This window comes from Psychrobacter immobilis, from assembly GCF_904846065.1.
GTDB lineage: Bacteria > Pseudomonadota > Gammaproteobacteria > Pseudomonadales > Moraxellaceae > Psychrobacter > Psychrobacter immobilis_H.
The window spans coordinates 1,855,034-1,870,831 of sequence record NZ_CAJGZV010000001.1; the positions used below are offsets into that span (position 1 = coordinate 1,855,034).

14 protein-coding genes are annotated in these 15,798 nt (G+C 43.2%); 4 read left to right on the forward strand and 10 right to left on the reverse strand.

Features of this window, described 5'->3' with window-relative positions; all coding sequences use genetic code 11:
• Positions 1-114 precede the first annotated feature (114 nt).
• Positions 115-237, forward strand: coding sequence for a hypothetical protein (locus tag JMW64_RS14155; protein WP_020443648.1), 123 nt, complete (start codon positions 115-117; stop codon positions 235-237).
• A gap of 89 nt (positions 238-326) precedes the next feature.
• Here the strand turns inward: JMW64_RS14155 and JMW64_RS07670 are convergent, their stop codons facing one another.
• The 4 genes from JMW64_RS07670 to JMW64_RS07685 all read right to left on the reverse strand — a co-directional run bounded on the left by JMW64_RS07670 (position 327) and on the right by JMW64_RS07685 (position 2,404).
• Complete coding sequence (locus JMW64_RS07670; protein WP_201553890.1) at positions 327-659, reverse strand: YnfA family protein; 333 nt, start codon at positions 657-659, stop codon at positions 327-329.
• Positions 660-671: 12 nt separating this feature from the next.
• A complete protein-coding gene (locus JMW64_RS07675; RefSeq protein WP_201553892.1) occupies positions 672-1,478 on the reverse strand; it encodes a PhzF family phenazine biosynthesis protein in 807 nt (268 codons plus the stop codon).
• Positions 1,479-1,551: 73 nt separating this feature from the next.
• The gene (locus tag JMW64_RS07680; protein ID WP_201553894.1) at positions 1,552-1,881 is read right to left on the reverse strand and encodes a DHCW motif cupin fold protein; all 330 of its coding nucleotides are present in this window, start codon (positions 1,879-1,881) and stop codon (positions 1,552-1,554) included.
• Between the two features lie 61 nt (positions 1,882-1,942).
• Entirely contained in the window at positions 1,943-2,404 is a 462-nt protein-coding gene (locus JMW64_RS07685) for a methyltransferase family protein (RefSeq protein ID WP_201553896.1), read from the reverse strand.
• A 325-nt stretch (positions 2,405-2,729) separates the two neighbouring features.
• On the opposite strand from JMW64_RS07685, the gene htpX reads away from it, so the two are divergent.
• Positions 2,730-3,644 (forward strand): protease HtpX, encoded by a 915-nt coding sequence (gene htpX / locus JMW64_RS07690; RefSeq protein ID WP_201553898.1) that lies wholly within the window; start codon positions 2,730-2,732, stop codon positions 3,642-3,644.
• A 104-nt stretch (positions 3,645-3,748) separates the two neighbouring features.
• Here the strand turns inward: htpX and JMW64_RS07695 are convergent, their stop codons facing one another.
• Both JMW64_RS07695 and JMW64_RS07700 read right to left on the reverse strand, forming a co-directional pair.
• Positions 3,749-5,023 carry a saccharopine dehydrogenase family protein gene (locus JMW64_RS07695; protein WP_201502124.1) on the reverse strand — a complete coding sequence of 425 codons (1,275 nt, stop codon included), beginning with the start codon at positions 5,021-5,023 and terminating at the stop codon, positions 3,749-3,751.
• A gap of 285 nt (positions 5,024-5,308) precedes the next feature.
• Positions 5,309-6,547 carry a carboxynorspermidine decarboxylase gene (locus JMW64_RS07700; protein WP_201553901.1) on the reverse strand — a complete coding sequence of 413 codons (1,239 nt, stop codon included), beginning with the start codon at positions 6,545-6,547 and terminating at the stop codon, positions 5,309-5,311.
• A 90-nt stretch (positions 6,548-6,637) separates the two neighbouring features.
• Here JMW64_RS07700 and JMW64_RS07705 point away from each other — a divergent pair, with 90 nt between their 5' ends.
• Entirely contained in the window at positions 6,638-7,303 is a 666-nt protein-coding gene (locus JMW64_RS07705) for a DUF924 family protein (protein WP_201553902.1), read from the forward strand.
• Between the two features lie 286 nt (positions 7,304-7,589).
• Here the strand turns inward: JMW64_RS07705 and JMW64_RS07710 are convergent, their stop codons facing one another.
• The 3 genes from JMW64_RS07710 to lpxB all read right to left on the reverse strand — a co-directional run bounded on the left by JMW64_RS07710 (position 7,590) and on the right by lpxB (position 11,294).
• Complete coding sequence (locus JMW64_RS07710) at positions 7,590-8,816, reverse strand: CAP domain-containing protein (protein WP_201553903.1); 1,227 nt, start codon at positions 8,814-8,816, stop codon at positions 7,590-7,592.
• 242 nt (positions 8,817-9,058) lie between these two features.
• Positions 9,059-9,913: a ribonuclease HII gene (locus tag JMW64_RS07715; protein ID WP_201553904.1), complete on the reverse strand. Its 855-nt coding sequence runs from the start codon at positions 9,911-9,913 to the stop codon at positions 9,059-9,061.
• 73 nt (positions 9,914-9,986) lie between these two features.
• Complete coding sequence (gene lpxB, locus JMW64_RS07720; protein WP_227694123.1) at positions 9,987-11,294, reverse strand: lipid-A-disaccharide synthase; 1,308 nt, start codon at positions 11,292-11,294, stop codon at positions 9,987-9,989.
• Positions 11,295-11,721: 427 nt separating this feature from the next.
• Between lpxB and JMW64_RS07725 the strand changes: the two genes are divergently transcribed.
• Positions 11,722-12,804, forward strand: coding sequence for a 3-deoxy-7-phosphoheptulonate synthase (locus tag JMW64_RS07725; protein ID WP_045446373.1), 1,083 nt, complete (start codon positions 11,722-11,724; stop codon positions 12,802-12,804).
• Between the two features lie 160 nt (positions 12,805-12,964).
• On the opposite strand, the gene pepN is transcribed toward JMW64_RS07725, so the two are convergent.
• Positions 12,965-15,565, reverse strand: coding sequence for an aminopeptidase N (gene pepN / locus JMW64_RS07730; RefSeq protein WP_201555078.1), 2,601 nt, complete (start codon positions 15,563-15,565; stop codon positions 12,965-12,967).
• Positions 15,566-15,798: the final 233 nt, after the last annotated feature.

Genomic DNA, 15,798 nt, shown 5'->3' on the forward strand with positions numbered 1-15,798 from the left:
TTAAGCATATACTCATTGCAGTACGCACTATTTGCGTCATCAGCATTAATCTAACCTTTCAGCTATTTACATTGGCTTAAAAGGTATTACGGCTTATCTCAAGAGGAAAAAACCATGAGTAAAGGTCAAGACAGTAAAAAGAACGTAAAAAAGAAACCGCTATTAACGGCAAAAGAGAAAAAAGCTGCCAAACAATCTAAGAAAGACGACAACGGCAGTATCTTAGGTAAACATTAATATTTAGTGCATCATTGTGTCACTTAAATCTATGCCAATCGAACCTCACGGTTTGATTGGCATTTTTTATGCTAGGTGCGGTCTTTATGCTAAGCACCGCGCGGCGCAAACATAATAATTGCCATGCCTAATAACGCAACCGCAGAACCTACTATATCCCACGTGGTCGGCCTGATACCATTCACCGTCCACAACCATAAAATAGCCATCGAAATATACACGCCGCCATAAGCCGCATAGACTCTACCAGCTGCAGCAGGATGTAAAGACAACAGCCAAACGAAAGCGACCAAACTTAGTACGCCAGGGACAAGCAGCCAAATAGACTTACCTTCTCGCAACCATAGATAAGGCAAATAGCAGCCCGCAATCTCTGCCAATGCGGTCAGCGCAAACAGTCCAAAGGTTTTTAATTCAGTCAAAACCATCTACTCCTAAACGGTGATAAAACCTGTCATATACTGTACGGCATTGCCAGAAATCATTACTCTGTCACCTGCGACGACACAGTCTAAAATACCGCCTCGTTTTGATGCTTGATAAGCGACCAAGTGATTTTTACCCAAACGCTCAGCCCATAATGGTGCTAAAGCAGTATGAGCCGAACCCGTCACTGGGTCTTCATCGCCACCATTGGCTGGCCAAAAATAACGTGAAATAAAATCATAATTTTTGTAGTCAGCAGACATAGCCTGACAAGTCACCACCACATCTAAAGGCGCAAGCTGTTTTAGCTGCTCGTTATCACGCGCCACTGTTAATACGTCGGACTCAGCATTATAAATCACAAAATAGGCTTGAGCATTTTTATAGACTTCAATGGGTGCAATAGATAGTCCTGCAAGCAAGCTATCAGGGATACTGTCAACTTTCTCAGGCTTAGTATTAGGAAAGTCCATTTGTATTTTGCTATCGTCTGTTTGCACAATGGTCAATATACCAACCGCTTTGGCTGAAAACTTAATACAGTCTAAATGAGGGTTTTTGTTAAATAACACAAAGGCTGACGCCAAGGTTGCATGCCCGCAAAATGCAATCTCAGTGAATGGTGAAAACCAGCGGATATGATAAATGCCTTTATCATCAAGAACCATAAAAGCTGTCTCGGATAAGTTGTTTTCAAAAGCAATAGACTGCATCAAATCATCAGTGAGCCAGTTATCAGTGATAACAACTGCCGCTGAATTTCCTTTAAAAACGGTATCAGTGAAAGCATCGATGACATTAATTTCTAGTTGCATTTTATGTTCTCGCTTTATTTTTATAGATCTATGGTTTTATAGCTTTATGAATTTTATGGTGTTACTGGCAATATCAATCAACAATAAATAGCTTAGCGCCTATCTTCGTTGACGAACGATGTGCAATCGTATTGTCCGCCACTTGATAAGTCATGCCCGCTGTTAAGGTGAAAGTACGACCATCTTTTAGTTCGGTGTTCAGCTCGCCCTCAACACAGAATAAAATATGTCCTTTATCGCACCAGTGATCGGCAAGGTAGCCTGCGGAGTACTCAACCATATGCACATTGATATTGTTAAATTCGCAAGTCTTCCAATACCCCGTGCCCTTTTCACCTTTGTTTTCTACCGCTTCCACTGTCGTCCAATCGGTAATAGCAAAAGGTATATTTTTCATTTCCATAACGTCATCTCCCTGATTTTATTGTTCATTCATCTATCATAAAATCTTTACTTACTATACCTCAAATCCAGCGCCGCACTTTATTTAGATAATCCTGATAAATTTTGCCAAATTTCTGTGCCATCATCCGCTCTTCTGGCTGGATTTGAAAGCGCGTTATATAAAGTATAAAAATGGGCAATAGTACAAACGCCAGAAAGTGAGAAAGATAGAACGCCCAGCCTAATAATATAAGCACCAAACCCACATACATCGGATTGTGGCTATACTGATATACGCCGCTGGTCACTAAACTAGAGACCTGCTCTAACGCTTGCGGATTGGGCGTGGTCTGAGCGATTCTAAATTGAGTCACACCCATGATACCTAAGCTCAGACCCATCACACCCAAACCCACTGCCAGTGCAGTTGAGCCGTTGAGTGAGAACGTCAAAGCAGGAACCATTTTAGAGACACCATACATAGCAGCGGCGGTAATAATCACTTGGGCGACTGGAGGGACTTTAAGTGCTAGAGCGTTCATGATTAGACCTCATAGAGCGTCAAATAAAGAACCTCAACAGTGAGTGCTCATGATACCTGCTCACTATTTTCGTTTTAATTTTTACTTTTAGCCCTTGACTATTTAAACCATCAAAAAATAATTATTTTTACCTTTTAGATGTCGCTATCCTTTATTTTTATTCTTTGCTCGCTAACCATATCACTGTATTTATACGGTTAACTGGGATTGTTATTTATCAAAATAACGCCATTTATGTAAAGTAAAAACATATATAAAAATATAATACCTCATAGAGTATTATGTCTTAAAGTTCTATTTAAATTTAAATGAGGAAACTGGCATCATGATGCGTATCGGATTGTTCTTATTAACCAACTTAGCGGTGATCGTGGTATTTAGCATCGTGTTTGGTATTTTATCCAGATTTTTTGGAATTGGCGGCGTACATGGTGCGGGCGGGTTAAATTACACCAGTCTTGCCATTATGTGCGGCGTATACGGCATGGTTGGTTCGATGGTATCACTATTTATCTCGAAGTGGATGGCCAAAAGATCAACGGGAACGGTGGTTATTGAAACGCCAAGCAATGCCACTGAAAAATGGCTTGTAGATACGGTCGCTAGACAAGCGCGAGCGGTAAATATTGGCATGCCAGAAGTAGGAATTTTTAATAATTCTCAGCCAAATGCGTTTGCCACAGGCTGGAATAAAAACAAAGCGTTGGTCGTTGTTTCATCTGGCTTATTGCAAAGCATGACGCCTGATGAAGTAGAAGCGGTATTGGCGCATGAAATTGGTCACGTGGCAAACGGTGATATGGTCACGCTGGCGCTCATCCAAGGGGTGGTAAACGCCTTTGTGATGTTCTTTGCGCGTATCATTGGTAGCTTCGTCGATCGGACGGTGTTTAAAAACACCAGTGATAGCCCAGGTATTGGTTACTTCATCACGAGTATTGTGATGGATATTTTGCTTGGATTTTTGGCTTCTGCCATCGTTATGTGGTTCTCGCGTCTACGCGAATTCCGTGCCGATCAGATGGGAGCAAAACTTGCTAGCAAAGACAAAATGATTAGTGCGCTTGATGCCTTGCGTCCTTCTGAGCAGCGTCCAGATCAAATGCCTGAGAGTATGAAGGCATTTGCTATCTCATCAGGACAATCTACGGGCTTTAGTATCGCGAACCTCTTCCGCTCACATCCAACGCTGGATGACCGTATTGCGGCGTTGAGAAATTATAATCCTAGTGAGGAGTAATGACAGGATCAGCTCCCCTACCTGCTCGTAAAATTAACGTAAAAACCCAGACATAAAAAAAGCCTATCTATAAAAGATAGGCTTTTCTAAATCAAACTCGTTATTTAAATATCAAACGCTAATGCTCTGTCGCCTTCGCTATCTTTGATACGCGTTGGCAAACCAATCTTATTCAATAGATTGATAAATGGCTTGGCATCCAACTCTTCGACGTTGACCATCTTGCCAGCATCCCACTCACCAGTTGCGACCAGAATCGCCGCAGCGACGGGTGGCACGCCTGCGGTATAAGAGATACCTTGGCTACCAACTTCGTTATAAGCGTCTTTATGATCTGAGATATTGTAAATAAAGACCTCGCTATCAACGCCGTTGATTTTGCCTTTGACTTTGTCACCGATGCAGGTCTTGCCCGTATAGTTCGGTGCAAGAGAGCTTGGGTCTGGCAGTACCGCTTTGACCACTTTTAACGGAATTACTTCTTGCCCTTCAGCAGTCATCACCGGCTGCTCAGAGAGTAGACCCAAACTTTGTAGCACAGTGAATACATTAATATAATGCTCACCAAAGCCCATCCAAAAACGAATATTTGGTACGTCTAAATTGGCGGATAACGAATGCACTTCATCATGGCCACTTAAGTAACTGTTTTGCACGCCAACCACTGGTAAATCGTCAGTACGCTTCACTTCGAACATTTTATTAGACTGCCACTTGCTGTCCTGCCAAGAGTAGACCGTACCAGTAAATTCACGGAAGTTAATCTCAGGATCGAAGTTAGTAGCGAAGTATTTGCCGTGGCTGCCAGCATTGATATCAATGATATCAATATCCGTCACCGAACCTGCATCCATCATGTCATAGCCAAGACGCGCATAGGCGTTGACCATACCGGGGTCAAATCCTGCCCCTAAAATCGCCGTGACATTATTGTCCGCACAGCGCTGTTTGCGCTGCCATTCATAGTTGTCATACCATGGCGGCGTCTCGCAAATCTTGCGTGGATCTTCGTGAATGGCAGTATCGATATAAGCAACACCTGTCTCGATACAAGCTTCCAATACCGTCATATTGATAAATGCCGAACCGACATTGATGACGATTTGGATACCCGACTCTTGAATCAGCTGTATCAGCGCCTGAGTATCCATAGCATCCACTTGATGCGTATGCAATACTGCAGGCTGCTTGAAGCTATTCTTATCTTTCACGCTTTGGGCGATAGCATCACATTTATCTTTCGTGCGCGAGGCAATATGAATCTCGCCAAGGATATCGTTATGCATCGCACATTTATGCGCGACCACTTGAGCGACACCACCGGCTCCGATGATGAGTACGTCTTTTTTGCTAGATTTGGCTTGTTGGTTTGTGTTCAATGAACAATCCTCCTTTGTGTCTCTGTCGATACCATCGATAGTGGCGAGTCAAAACAGAAACGAGTGAATGATATGCGTGAATTAAAAAGGAAGACCGAGGAAAACCCACGCACCCGTCGGGCAAAGCACCATTTGATTGTTGGCTTTTGCCCGTGGCGATTATAACAATTTTTATGAAGACATCGGTAAAAATAATGTATAAAAAACAGACGAATTGAAGTCATCTAAAAACGAACTCAAGTCTTTGTTTTCTAAAACTTAAATCGATTTATCGACACAACTAAATTAAGACAAGCTGGCTTTGTAATCTTGATAATCAAATTCGCGCTGCACATCTATACTGCCATCTAGACGACGAATCACAATCGCCGGCATATTAACACCATTGAACCAGTTCTTTTTCACCATGGTATAACCTGCGGCATTACCAAAGGTTACGGTATCACCCATTTTTAGGTTATTTGGCAAGGCATACTCACCAAAGATATCGCCCGCCAAACAAGAACGACCATAAATAATCGTATTATCAGCTGACTTAGCGTTCTCGCTGATGGGTGCGATATTGGTAGGGTCGATATCAAGAGAGGCAATATTCATTAAATCACTATTCACAGCCGCTATCGGCGCTGACTCACGGTAAATTAGCAAATCCAGCATATGTGCTTCAATGGATGAATCTACTACAGCGAGATTTTTTTCATTGTGCATAGTATCTAAGACGGTCGTAACCAATGATCCAGCACCATGAATACTGGCCTCACCCGGCTCCAAATAAACTTGTATATCATATTTTTCACTAAAGCCTTTTAACCTGTCTGCCAGTTTTTCTAGTGGATAATCAGGCGCGATAAAATGAATGCCACCGCCCAAACTCACCCACTCAAGCTGCGCTAAAACATCACCAAATCTGTCTTCGATATCTGCCAAGCTGGCACTAAAGGTTTCAAAGCTGTCATTTTCACAGTTGTTATGAATCATTACCCCAGTAATGTCATCAAGTACCGCTGTAATCTTGTTTTTATCATGTTCACCCAAACGACTAAAAGGACGCGCAGGATCAGCGATGATAAACGATGAATTACTGGTCTTAGGGTTCAATCGTAGACCAACAGGGATGTTTTTCGAACGCGCTTGTGACCCAAATGCATTGAGTTGCGAGATAGAGTTAAAGATAATCTTGTCAGCGTATTTTAGTACTTCAGGAATCTCATCTGCACTATAGGCAACGCTGTAAGCATGAGTTTCTTTTTTATTATCACTGTCTCTACCTTTACCAAAAGTCTCGTAGCCCAAACGCACTTCATTGAGTGACGATGACGTTGTGCCGTGCAAATAAGGCTGCATCACATCAAACACGCCCCAAGTGGCAAAGCATTTGAGCGCCAATAATGCTTTAGCGCCTGATAGCTCACACAACCGCGAGATAATCTGCATATTGGCAACGATTGCCGCTTCATCGAGCAAATAATAAGGCGTGGGCGGTAGAGATGATTGGGTAGTGTTTAGCGAAGTTTTTGCATTCATAAGAGGTTACCTAATAGCTGCTGTTGGCATCATGACAGACATAAATATTTGCGCTATAGTAGACTAAATTCATCATAATTAGAATATCTTATGTCACTATCAACCGATTATTCCACTGCTACTAGCCAAGCTTATTCATCGCAGCTCGACCCAAAAAATATTCATTTAGAGCATCTTGATGCTAATGCGCGTGCAGTACTGGAGTTTTGGTTCGACAAAGACAATGAGCAATATTGGTTTGCGCAAAATGATGACTTTGATACGCAGATAAAAGATAAATTCGGTGACATCTGGCACGCTGCCAAGCAAGGTGAATGCGTGACATGGCGTATCGCAGAAGCGCCGACGGATAGCAATAGCTCCATCACGGCGTTGGCAGGCAGACTGGCAGAAATTATTGTCTTAGATCAGTTTTCGCGTAATTTATGTCGCGGGCAAGCAGGCGCTTTTGCGCAAGATAGTATGGCTATCGCATTGGCACAAGAGGCTATTGGACAACCATACTTTGATACATTACCGACTGAATGGCGCAAATTTATCATCATGCCATTTATGCACTCTGAATCATTGGTGATCCATAAGCGCTACTTACCATTGTTTGAAAAATTACATGATGACAATACGCTGGATTTCGAAAATCGTCATAAAGATATCATTGAGCAATTCGGTCGCTATCCGCATCGCAATGACATTTTAGATCGCGAGTCAACGGATGAAGAAGAAGCCTTCTTGCAACAACCGAACTCGTCGTTTTAGCGCTTATATATGTATATGATTGATTGTAATATGATTTATTGTAATATAGTTACTTCAACTCAAAATAAGGGTGAAGTACAAGGCAACTAATTATAGGCATATATAATGTTTCAAGCGAGATGAACGCCGAAATTTTTATAGTGCAAGGGATTGACTATTATAATAAAGCAAGGGCTGAATCAGATAACTGGTTCAGCCCTTGCTTTATTATACTTACTCTTTATGTACTTTCGTTCAGATTGGTGCTTTTATTCAGATTAAGAGCACGTCTTAGTTCACCTAATTATTAATTCACTATCCCTGTCGTAAAGGTAAAGCTCTCACGCTCGATAGTTTTATTATCCACTAAAATATCAAAGCTGACACGGTAGTCACTGTTGCCATGTAAACCACAGTTTTTGTCTTTTTTACTGGCAATCTGGCAGCTTCTTAAATTATCAGTGATTGGTAATATAAAAGCCTCGTTTGCTGGTAGTGCATTTGCCGTATTTTTATAGGGATCTTGGCGATAGTCTAGCAGCTCAATCGGTACATTGATATTTCGCTGGATATCATGGAATGTTACATTGCTGATATCAATCGTTTGAGCGGATGGCATATTGATATAAATAGGTTGTCCGATAGGATCCACTCGCAAGTCACGCCCTGTATGCTTGACAGGATCTGGCGTCTCATTGTATAGCGCGGTTACTGTATCCGTCACGCCTTCACATGGATAAGTAAATACGCCTTTAACCGTATTATCTTTAGTTGCTTGGGTCGCTGCTGCATGGTTGACCAAGACATAACCTTGGTTATTCGCCGCCTCTTTATTGTATGGCTTATAGATAACCACGCCAGTACCCGTGACGCTTGCACTAGGCATCATTAATGAACGCAAATGGTAAGGTGCTGCCAGCAGGGACTTTGCCATCGAGCCTGCCACAACATCCGAGCGAATAAGATTGCCTGCTGAACTATAGTAGATAGATTGGGCGATATTCTCAGTCACACCATATCGTACATTTGGATAATTTGCGTTTGATAAGCGATCGGTAAAACTTAACCCACCAAAAAATGGATTATTGCTACTGGTAACACCCGAAATATCTGCAATCTTATTTTCATAATGCGCGCTGAATGCGGTCGGTGAGCTATTGGCAAAGACATATTTAATATAATTTGCATGTTTAATGGCAACATCATCAAGCGCGGTATCTACAGATAAACCGCTCAGACCACAGCTGGTACGTGCCAAACTGAACTTATTGTTGGCAATTAATGCAGCCTTTACCTCATTAGTAGCAGTAGTGCTATCAGGTTGGTCGCCAACATTATCGCTTGAATTGTCACTTGTATTATCATTGGGCTGATCGTTTGGCTCGATAGCAGGTGGGTTCGGACTTGGCGCATTGGTATTAGAGCTGCTATCAGAGCCACCGCCCCCACCACAAGCCGTTATGAATACTGTCAAAAAAAGCACTGCAGCAAGATTTTTCTGTGGCGTACTGATTAATAGCGTACTGAGCGTCATTTTTTATCCTATAGAATAGTAGCGCGTATATAAGTCAATAAAAGCCAGCGTTAAGTATGCGGACACAAGCTGCTAATATTACAGTATTGAATTTACTTGTAATTGCATTGTAATACAGTCCAAAAATTTTTACTTGGTGTTTGTTGAAGACTGATACGTTCATTATAGACTGTCTTATTTTTAGTCATGACTATGTCCGCTTAGGCTATTTTAAAGAAGCATGCTCAGCTTAACGTGTATTGTTAAGTGGCTTTCTCTAATGACTTTCTCACTGGTGCAAAACTACGTCTATGCGCAGATAATACGCCGTATTTTTCGATTGCCTCCATGTGTGCGCGTGTTGGATAGCCTTTATGTTTGGCGATACCATATTCTGGATGCTCAGCATCAAGCGCATACATGGCTTTGTCACGGCTGACTTTAGCCAATATACTTGCCGCTGCAATGCTGGTATGACGCGCATCGCCCTTTACCCATGCTTGGCAATCGATAGTCGATTTTTCTATACCCAGTTCAGCGAGCATTGACTCATTTAATTCAGGGCAGCGATTACCATCGAACAAAACTTCGACCTGCCTCATAGAGTTGACAAGAGGATGAGCAATGGCTTTTAACAACACTTCGGTACATAAGCGCATACCGAGCATCGTCGCTTGCAAGATATTGACTTGATCGATGACCGCTGCTGGGATCTCGGCGACAACATAACCAATAGCATGCTGCTGAACCAATGGATAAAGTCGGTCACGCTTCTTTTCACTCAGCTGCTTGGAGTCGGTCAAGATAGATAATGGCGTGTCCTTTAATGGCTGCATCTCAATCAATCCTGACCAAGTTTTAGGCAATATCGCAGCAGCCACATTGACGCTACCGAGCAACGGCCCACGTCCTGCTTCATCAACGCCTATTTGTAGCGTTGACTGCTGTAAGCCTTGTTCCACCTTGATCGGATACTGAGTAAGTAGCTCATCAATATCTACCTGACCCGATAAACGAATAGGCTCAACCAGCTGTAGATATTGACCTTTGATATCAATTTGCTCAATACTTACTTCAATCGGGGTGACAGAGTTGTCGGTTTGGTACTGGTTACTCATAGGGGCGCGGTATCTTTGTTATTAGGTATCATTGTGATTAATAGAAGAAGAAATGATCGCAATCAATAATGGCTTAAATCCGATGTTTCGCTTGGATAAACCATTGTTCAATCACGCTATTAGCGGGATCATGATTACTCTGCTGTTGTAATAAGTGCTTGGTGGCGACGAGATCTTTTAATTGCTCAGCATAGGCACGCGGTTGCAGTAGCCGCATGACCGTACGACAGATATTATCACCACTCGCCTGCTCTTGAATCAGCTCAGGAACGATTGCAGTATCAGCCAAAATGTTGGGCAGCGCCACATAAGGTACTTTGACCAAGCGTTTGGCAATCTGATAGGTGAGTTTATTTAATTGATAAACCACCACCATCGGTCGCTCTAACAGCATCGCCTCTAGCGTTGCAGTGCCAGATGCCAGCATCACAATATCTGAGGCTGCCATCGCTTGTTGACTAAAGGCTGGCTGGCTATCATCATAAACCACCACAATGGCAGCACGTAGTTGCTCTGAGCGCTGATCAATAACATCTTGGACGATATATTGATGATTCTGGTCGACGGTCGGAATGATAAAGCACAGCTTGGGGTCGAGCAATATCAACTTTTGAATACCATCTAACATCAATGGCAAAATAGCCGTGATTTCACCGCGCCGAGAGCCTGGCATTACACAAATCAGCTGGCTGACACCGTCAAATCGTTCAATAAAAAACTGCTGCAAGCCATCGTTGTGCCAAACCAGCTCACTACGGCGCTGATTGATCGGTGTCTCTAATAATGTTTGATCAATCGTACGCAACAGCGGATGACCAACACATATTGCTGGATGATTATGACGCTCATAAACGGACAGCTCAAAGGGGAACAAACACAACACAAGGTCGGTCGCCGCTTTGATATTATGAATACGTGACTCACGCCATGCCCAAATAGAAGGGCTGACATACTGCACGCAGAATACGCCTTGCGGTTTTAATTTTTTAGCCACTCTAAGATTAAAATCAGGCGCATCAATGCCAATAAACCAATCAATATCAGCGGCTTTAAATGCGCTCAATAATTCACGGCGCGCTTTAAGCAAGTCAGGCAATTGCGCCATGACTTCTACCAAACCCATCACCGCTAAACGCTCCAATGGAAAAATGCTTTGCAGCCCTTGCGCTTGCATCTTTGTACCACCGACGCCGACCCACACAATATCACCACGTAGATTATTCATCTGCTGCATGAAGTCTGCGCCCAAGCTATCCCCTGACACTTCACCTGCGATGATACCGATGACCAATGGCACAGTCTGTAATTCAGCACTTCGAATTTCAGTCTCTGTTTGGTCTATAAGGTTATGATATTGATCAGGCGTAGCAGAATCTGTCATGACAAGCTCTCGATATTAAAAAATACAATAAATGCATATAAAATAAATGAATGATTATTATAAAATACGACGCATAAAATCTGCGCGAAAGCTCTGTGATACCTAAGCATTCGCCATACTCACTATTTTATCGTCATACCTTTTATATTGTCATCATACGTGACGATGATACAAATAGCTAAATTAGCTGATAAAAGCCAGAAATGACCACTTAACGGGTTAATTCGTTTTTCTATACGGACAGATAAATTGAGTAACAATCTTGCTTGTTGAAGCGCTCATATACGATTGGCGCTGAACAAGTATAACTAAGTTTTGGTTTCCTCATTCCAGTTATCAGTCAATTAACTGCGCGACTGCCCTTGTCAACCAACACTTTTGTCCGCATAATGAAACTCCCTATAAATCAGCTAGACGATATATAACCATGACAACATCAGTTACCCATAATGCAGATATTGACGACGTGAATATTGAAAAGTTCATTCCTTTGATCACTCCCGCTGAGCTAAAAACTGAGCTACCTTTATCAGATGCAGCCTATAAAACCGTATTAAACGGTCGTAATACTATCCAAAACATCTTGGACGGTAAAGACAAGCGCCTCTTTGTAGTCATCGGCCCCTGCTCTATTCATGATATCAAAGCCGCTCACGAATATGCCGATCGGTTGGCCATATTAGCAAAAGAAATCGAAGATAGCGTATTTGTGGTGATGCGCGTATATTTTGAAAAGCCGCGCACAACCGTTGGCTGGAAAGGCATGATTAATGACCCTGATATGAACGACAGCTTCGATATCGAAAAAGGTCTGCGTACTGCCCGTAAGCTACTGCTCGATTTGAATGAAAAAGGTCTGCCTTGCGCCACCGAAGCACTAGACCCGAATACCCCGCAGTACATGCAGGATTTGATCAGCTGGTCAGCGATTGGCGCACGTACCACTGAGAGCCAAACGCATCGTGAAATGAGTTCAGGCTTATCATGCCCAGTAGGCTTCAAGAATGGAACAGATGGCGGCATGACAGTCGCTGTTAACGCAATGCAAGCCGTGAAAGAAGGTCATAGCTTCTTGGGTTTATCAGCAGATGGCAAAGTCTCAATCATCAAGTCTAAAGGCAACCCTTACGCGCACGTGGTACTCCGCGGTGGTAACGGCAAGCCCAACTATGACGAGACTGCGGTTGCACAAGTGGAAAACGAGCTGGCAAAAGGCAAAACTAATAGCAAGATTATGATTGACTCAAGCCATGCCAACTCAGGTAAAGACCCATATCTACAGCCGATGGTTATCCAAAACGTTGCAGAGCAAATTCAAAACGGCAATAAATCTATCATTGGTATGATGATTGAGAGTCATCTAAAAGGCGGCAATCAAAAACTGACGGCTGACTTAAGCCAGCTCGAATATGGCAAGTCTATCACTGACGGTTGCTTAGATTGGGACAGTACGGTCACTGCCCTGTATAATCTACGTGATATGGTCAAAGACGTTTTGCCGAATCGTTAATATTGACAGTCCCTCATCACGATAAAGATCACTCTATCTTTATAAGTTGCTCAGCAAAAAGCCCGTCTGACATGATATGTCAAACGGGCTTTTTTGTATGCTTTAACTTATTAGCTTATCACGTTTAACGTTTTCAACGTAACTGATAAAATATTACGCTTTATACATTTGCCGCACCTAAAACACTGTTTAGACTTTCAAGTACATGCTTAGAAGAAGCCTGCTTTTGCAACTCAATCAACCGCTCATGCGCCATTTGACGACGTGGCTCAGCCAAGGTATTCCAACGCGCTAGCACTTGCAATAAACGCGACGCCAAAACAGGATTGGCATCATCCAACTTTTTAATCACACCAATATAAAGCTCCAACCCTTCTGCCGTCCATAAAGCCGTTGGCTGCGAGGTAAAGGCACTGACCACTGAGCGTACACGATTGGGCGTATTCCAATCAAAATCTGCGTGAGCGATCAAGGATTGGATAGTATCAGCGGTGACAGTATCAGCAGACGCTTGCACACTAAACCATAAATCAATGACCAAATCATTATTTTGGAAGCGATTATAAAAGTCTGCTAAATACTTATCAGCATTTAGCAGTTGATGATTGACCATCGCTTTCAACGCACCGAAACGCTCCGTCATACAGCTTGCATCATCATACTGCTGCTGCGCCCATTCATCTGCGCCATCGACATTTGCGGTCAGCGCCATATCGAGCACCACATTACGCAAGGCACGGGTGCCACGAGCCTCGGCACTATCTTCATAAGACTGCATAGGTAGCTGCTCATAAAGCTCAGCCCATTGATCTTTTAGCGCCTCTGCAAGCTGCTGATACAAGTCGTCGCGCTGCGCTTTCACCAATGCTGGATCGTAACCTTTATGAATAGCAGACGCCAGCTCTTGCGCTGATGGAATATCAAGCAAGCGGGCAGCCAACATCGCATCTTCAGCCGCGAGCACAGGCAATGTCTGCGCTAGTGCTTGCAGATAGATATCAGGACTGCTCTTCTCGCCTTGACCTTGCAGCAAGATACGATTGACCAGCATCTGCGTCACTTGCCAGCGGTTAAAACCATTGGTTTCATGTTTGAGCAAAAATGCCAAATCTGCATCTTGATAATCATAATTGAGCTGTACTGGCGCACTAAAATCACGTAGCAAGGATACTACAGGCTCACGCGCTATATGTTCGAAGGTAAAGGTTTGCGTGGCTTGATCGAGTAGCAGCATACGCTCAGCCACAATGTCACCAGTGTCTTTATCAAATAGCGCAGTCGCGACCGGAATAGGCAATGGTTTTGGCGCAGCAAAGCCACTGACATGACGGGTTTGCTGACTTAACGTAATCGTCAGTGTCTGCGCTGCATGGTTATAATGTTGATGACCAGACACCATTGGTGTGCCCGGCTGACGATACCAGTCGATAAAGCTTTCAATCTTGCTATCAGTGATGCTAAGCGCAGATAAAAAGTCCTCAACCGTCACCGCTTGCCCATCATAACGACGGAAATACTCATCCGTGCCTTTACGAAAGTTCTCGGCTCCCAAAGTATTGGCAATCATGCGTACGATTTCAGCGCCTTTCTCATAAACAGTCGTCGTATAAAAATTATTAATCTCGACGAAACTCTCAGGGCGTACCGGGTGTGCCAGTGGTCCTGCATCCTCCGCAAACTGATGAGCACGCAAGGTCGCCACATCGTCGATACGCTGTACGGCACTCGACTGCTGATCCGCTGAGAATGATTGATCGCGGTAAACAGTAAAACCTTCCTTCAAACACAACTGGAACCAATCACGGCAAGTGATGCGATTGCCTGTCCAGTTATGAAAATACTCATGGGCAATGATGGCTTTCACACTAAAGCTACGCGCATCCGTTGTCGTCTCAGGACTGGATAACACACAAGCGGTATTAAAAATATTCAGACCTTTGTTTTCCATTGCGCCCATATTAAATTGACTCACGGCAACAATCATATAGCGATCTAAATCGTAGGCGCGACCATAATTGACCTCATCCCATTTCATCGAATCTTTCAACGCTTGCATACCGACATCACATTTATCAATGTCAGCAGACTTTGCGTATATTTCCAGCAACACCTCACGACCTTCGCTGGTGGTATAAGAATCCGTCAATACGTCTAAATCAGCGACAACGCAGGCAAATAGATAGCTTGGTTTATTGGTTGGATCATGCCATATCGCATAGTGACGGTCTGGGGCATCTGCCACTTCACCCTCTTCAACCAAGTTACCATTGGCCAATAGTGTTGGATAACGCTTATCCGCCTCAAGACGCGTGGTAAATATCGCCAATACATCGGGGCGGTCTGGATAAAAGGTAATTTTACGAAAGCCTTCGGGCTCACACTGAGTGACAAACATCGTCTCATCACCACTGCCCGCCATATAGAACCCTTCAAGTGCGGTATTGGTCTGCGGACAGATGCGTACTTGAATCTCTAAAACAACTGCATCAGGTGCATTATTAATAGTCAACGTACCTGCTTGTTGTTGATAATCCTCAGCCATCAATGGCTTACCATTCATCGTAATGGCGATCAGCTCCAACTCCTCACCGAATAATACGAGATCTCCTGCTGTTTGACGTACCATCTTCAGAGTGCTGTCTACCTGTGCATGATTTTCGAACAGTTTAATATCTAAATCAACCGTTTCCACATCAAAGCTAGGTTTCTGGTAATCTTTTAAATTAATTTTACTTGGTGCATGCGGTGGCACATCTGGCATATCAGGATTAATAATTTGAGCATCAGTTTCAGCAATAGACATGGGTATTCCTATTATTATTTGTGGCAAAAAATATATACGGTAAAAAGCGTGATGATTTAGGCTAAGGCAGGTCATCAATTAGCATAATCTTATGACCATTAACATGATAATGGTATCTTGCTACATTGACCTAAACTGCCAAATTTCAAGAGCATACCCCGATTTTATTATGTTCATCGTCCATGACACTT

Bases quoted from the DNA above. Each gene is read 5' to 3' on its own strand.
- JMW64_RS07680 (WP_201553894.1), bottom strand. From the start codon at position 1,881: ATGGAAATGAAAAATATACCTTTTGCTATTACCGATTGGACGACAGTG.
- JMW64_RS07715 (WP_201553904.1), bottom strand. From the start codon at position 9,913: ATGAGTAACCAGTACCAAACCGACAACTCTGTCACCCCGATTGAAGTA.
- JMW64_RS07700 (WP_201553901.1), bottom strand. From the start codon at position 6,547: ATGAATGCAAAAACTTCGCTAAACACTACCCAATCATCTCTACCGCCC.
- pepN (WP_201555078.1), bottom strand. From the start codon at position 15,565: ATGCCAGATGTGCCACCGCATGCACCAAGTAAAATTAATTTAAAAGAT.
- lpxB (WP_227694123.1), bottom strand. From the start codon at position 11,294: ATGACAGATTCTGCTACGCCTGATCAATATCATAACCTTATAGACCAA.
- JMW64_RS07675 (WP_201553892.1), bottom strand. From the start codon at position 1,478: ATGCAACTAGAAATTAATGTCATCGATGCTTTCACTGATACCGTTTTT.
- JMW64_RS07705 (WP_201553902.1), top strand. From the start codon at position 6,638: ATGTCACTATCAACCGATTATTCCACTGCTACTAGCCAAGCTTATTCA.
- JMW64_RS14155 (WP_020443648.1), top strand. From the start codon at position 115: ATGAGTAAAGGTCAAGACAGTAAAAAGAACGTAAAAAAGAAACCGCTA.
- JMW64_RS07710 (WP_201553903.1), bottom strand. From the start codon at position 8,816: ATGACGCTCAGTACGCTATTAATCAGTACGCCACAGAAAAATCTTGCT.
- JMW64_RS07725 (WP_045446373.1), top strand. From the start codon at position 11,722: ATGACAACATCAGTTACCCATAATGCAGATATTGACGACGTGAATATT.
- JMW64_RS07685 (WP_201553896.1), bottom strand. From the start codon at position 2,404: ATGAACGCTCTAGCACTTAAAGTCCCTCCAGTCGCCCAAGTGATTATT.
- htpX (WP_201553898.1), top strand. From the start codon at position 2,730: ATGATGCGTATCGGATTGTTCTTATTAACCAACTTAGCGGTGATCGTG.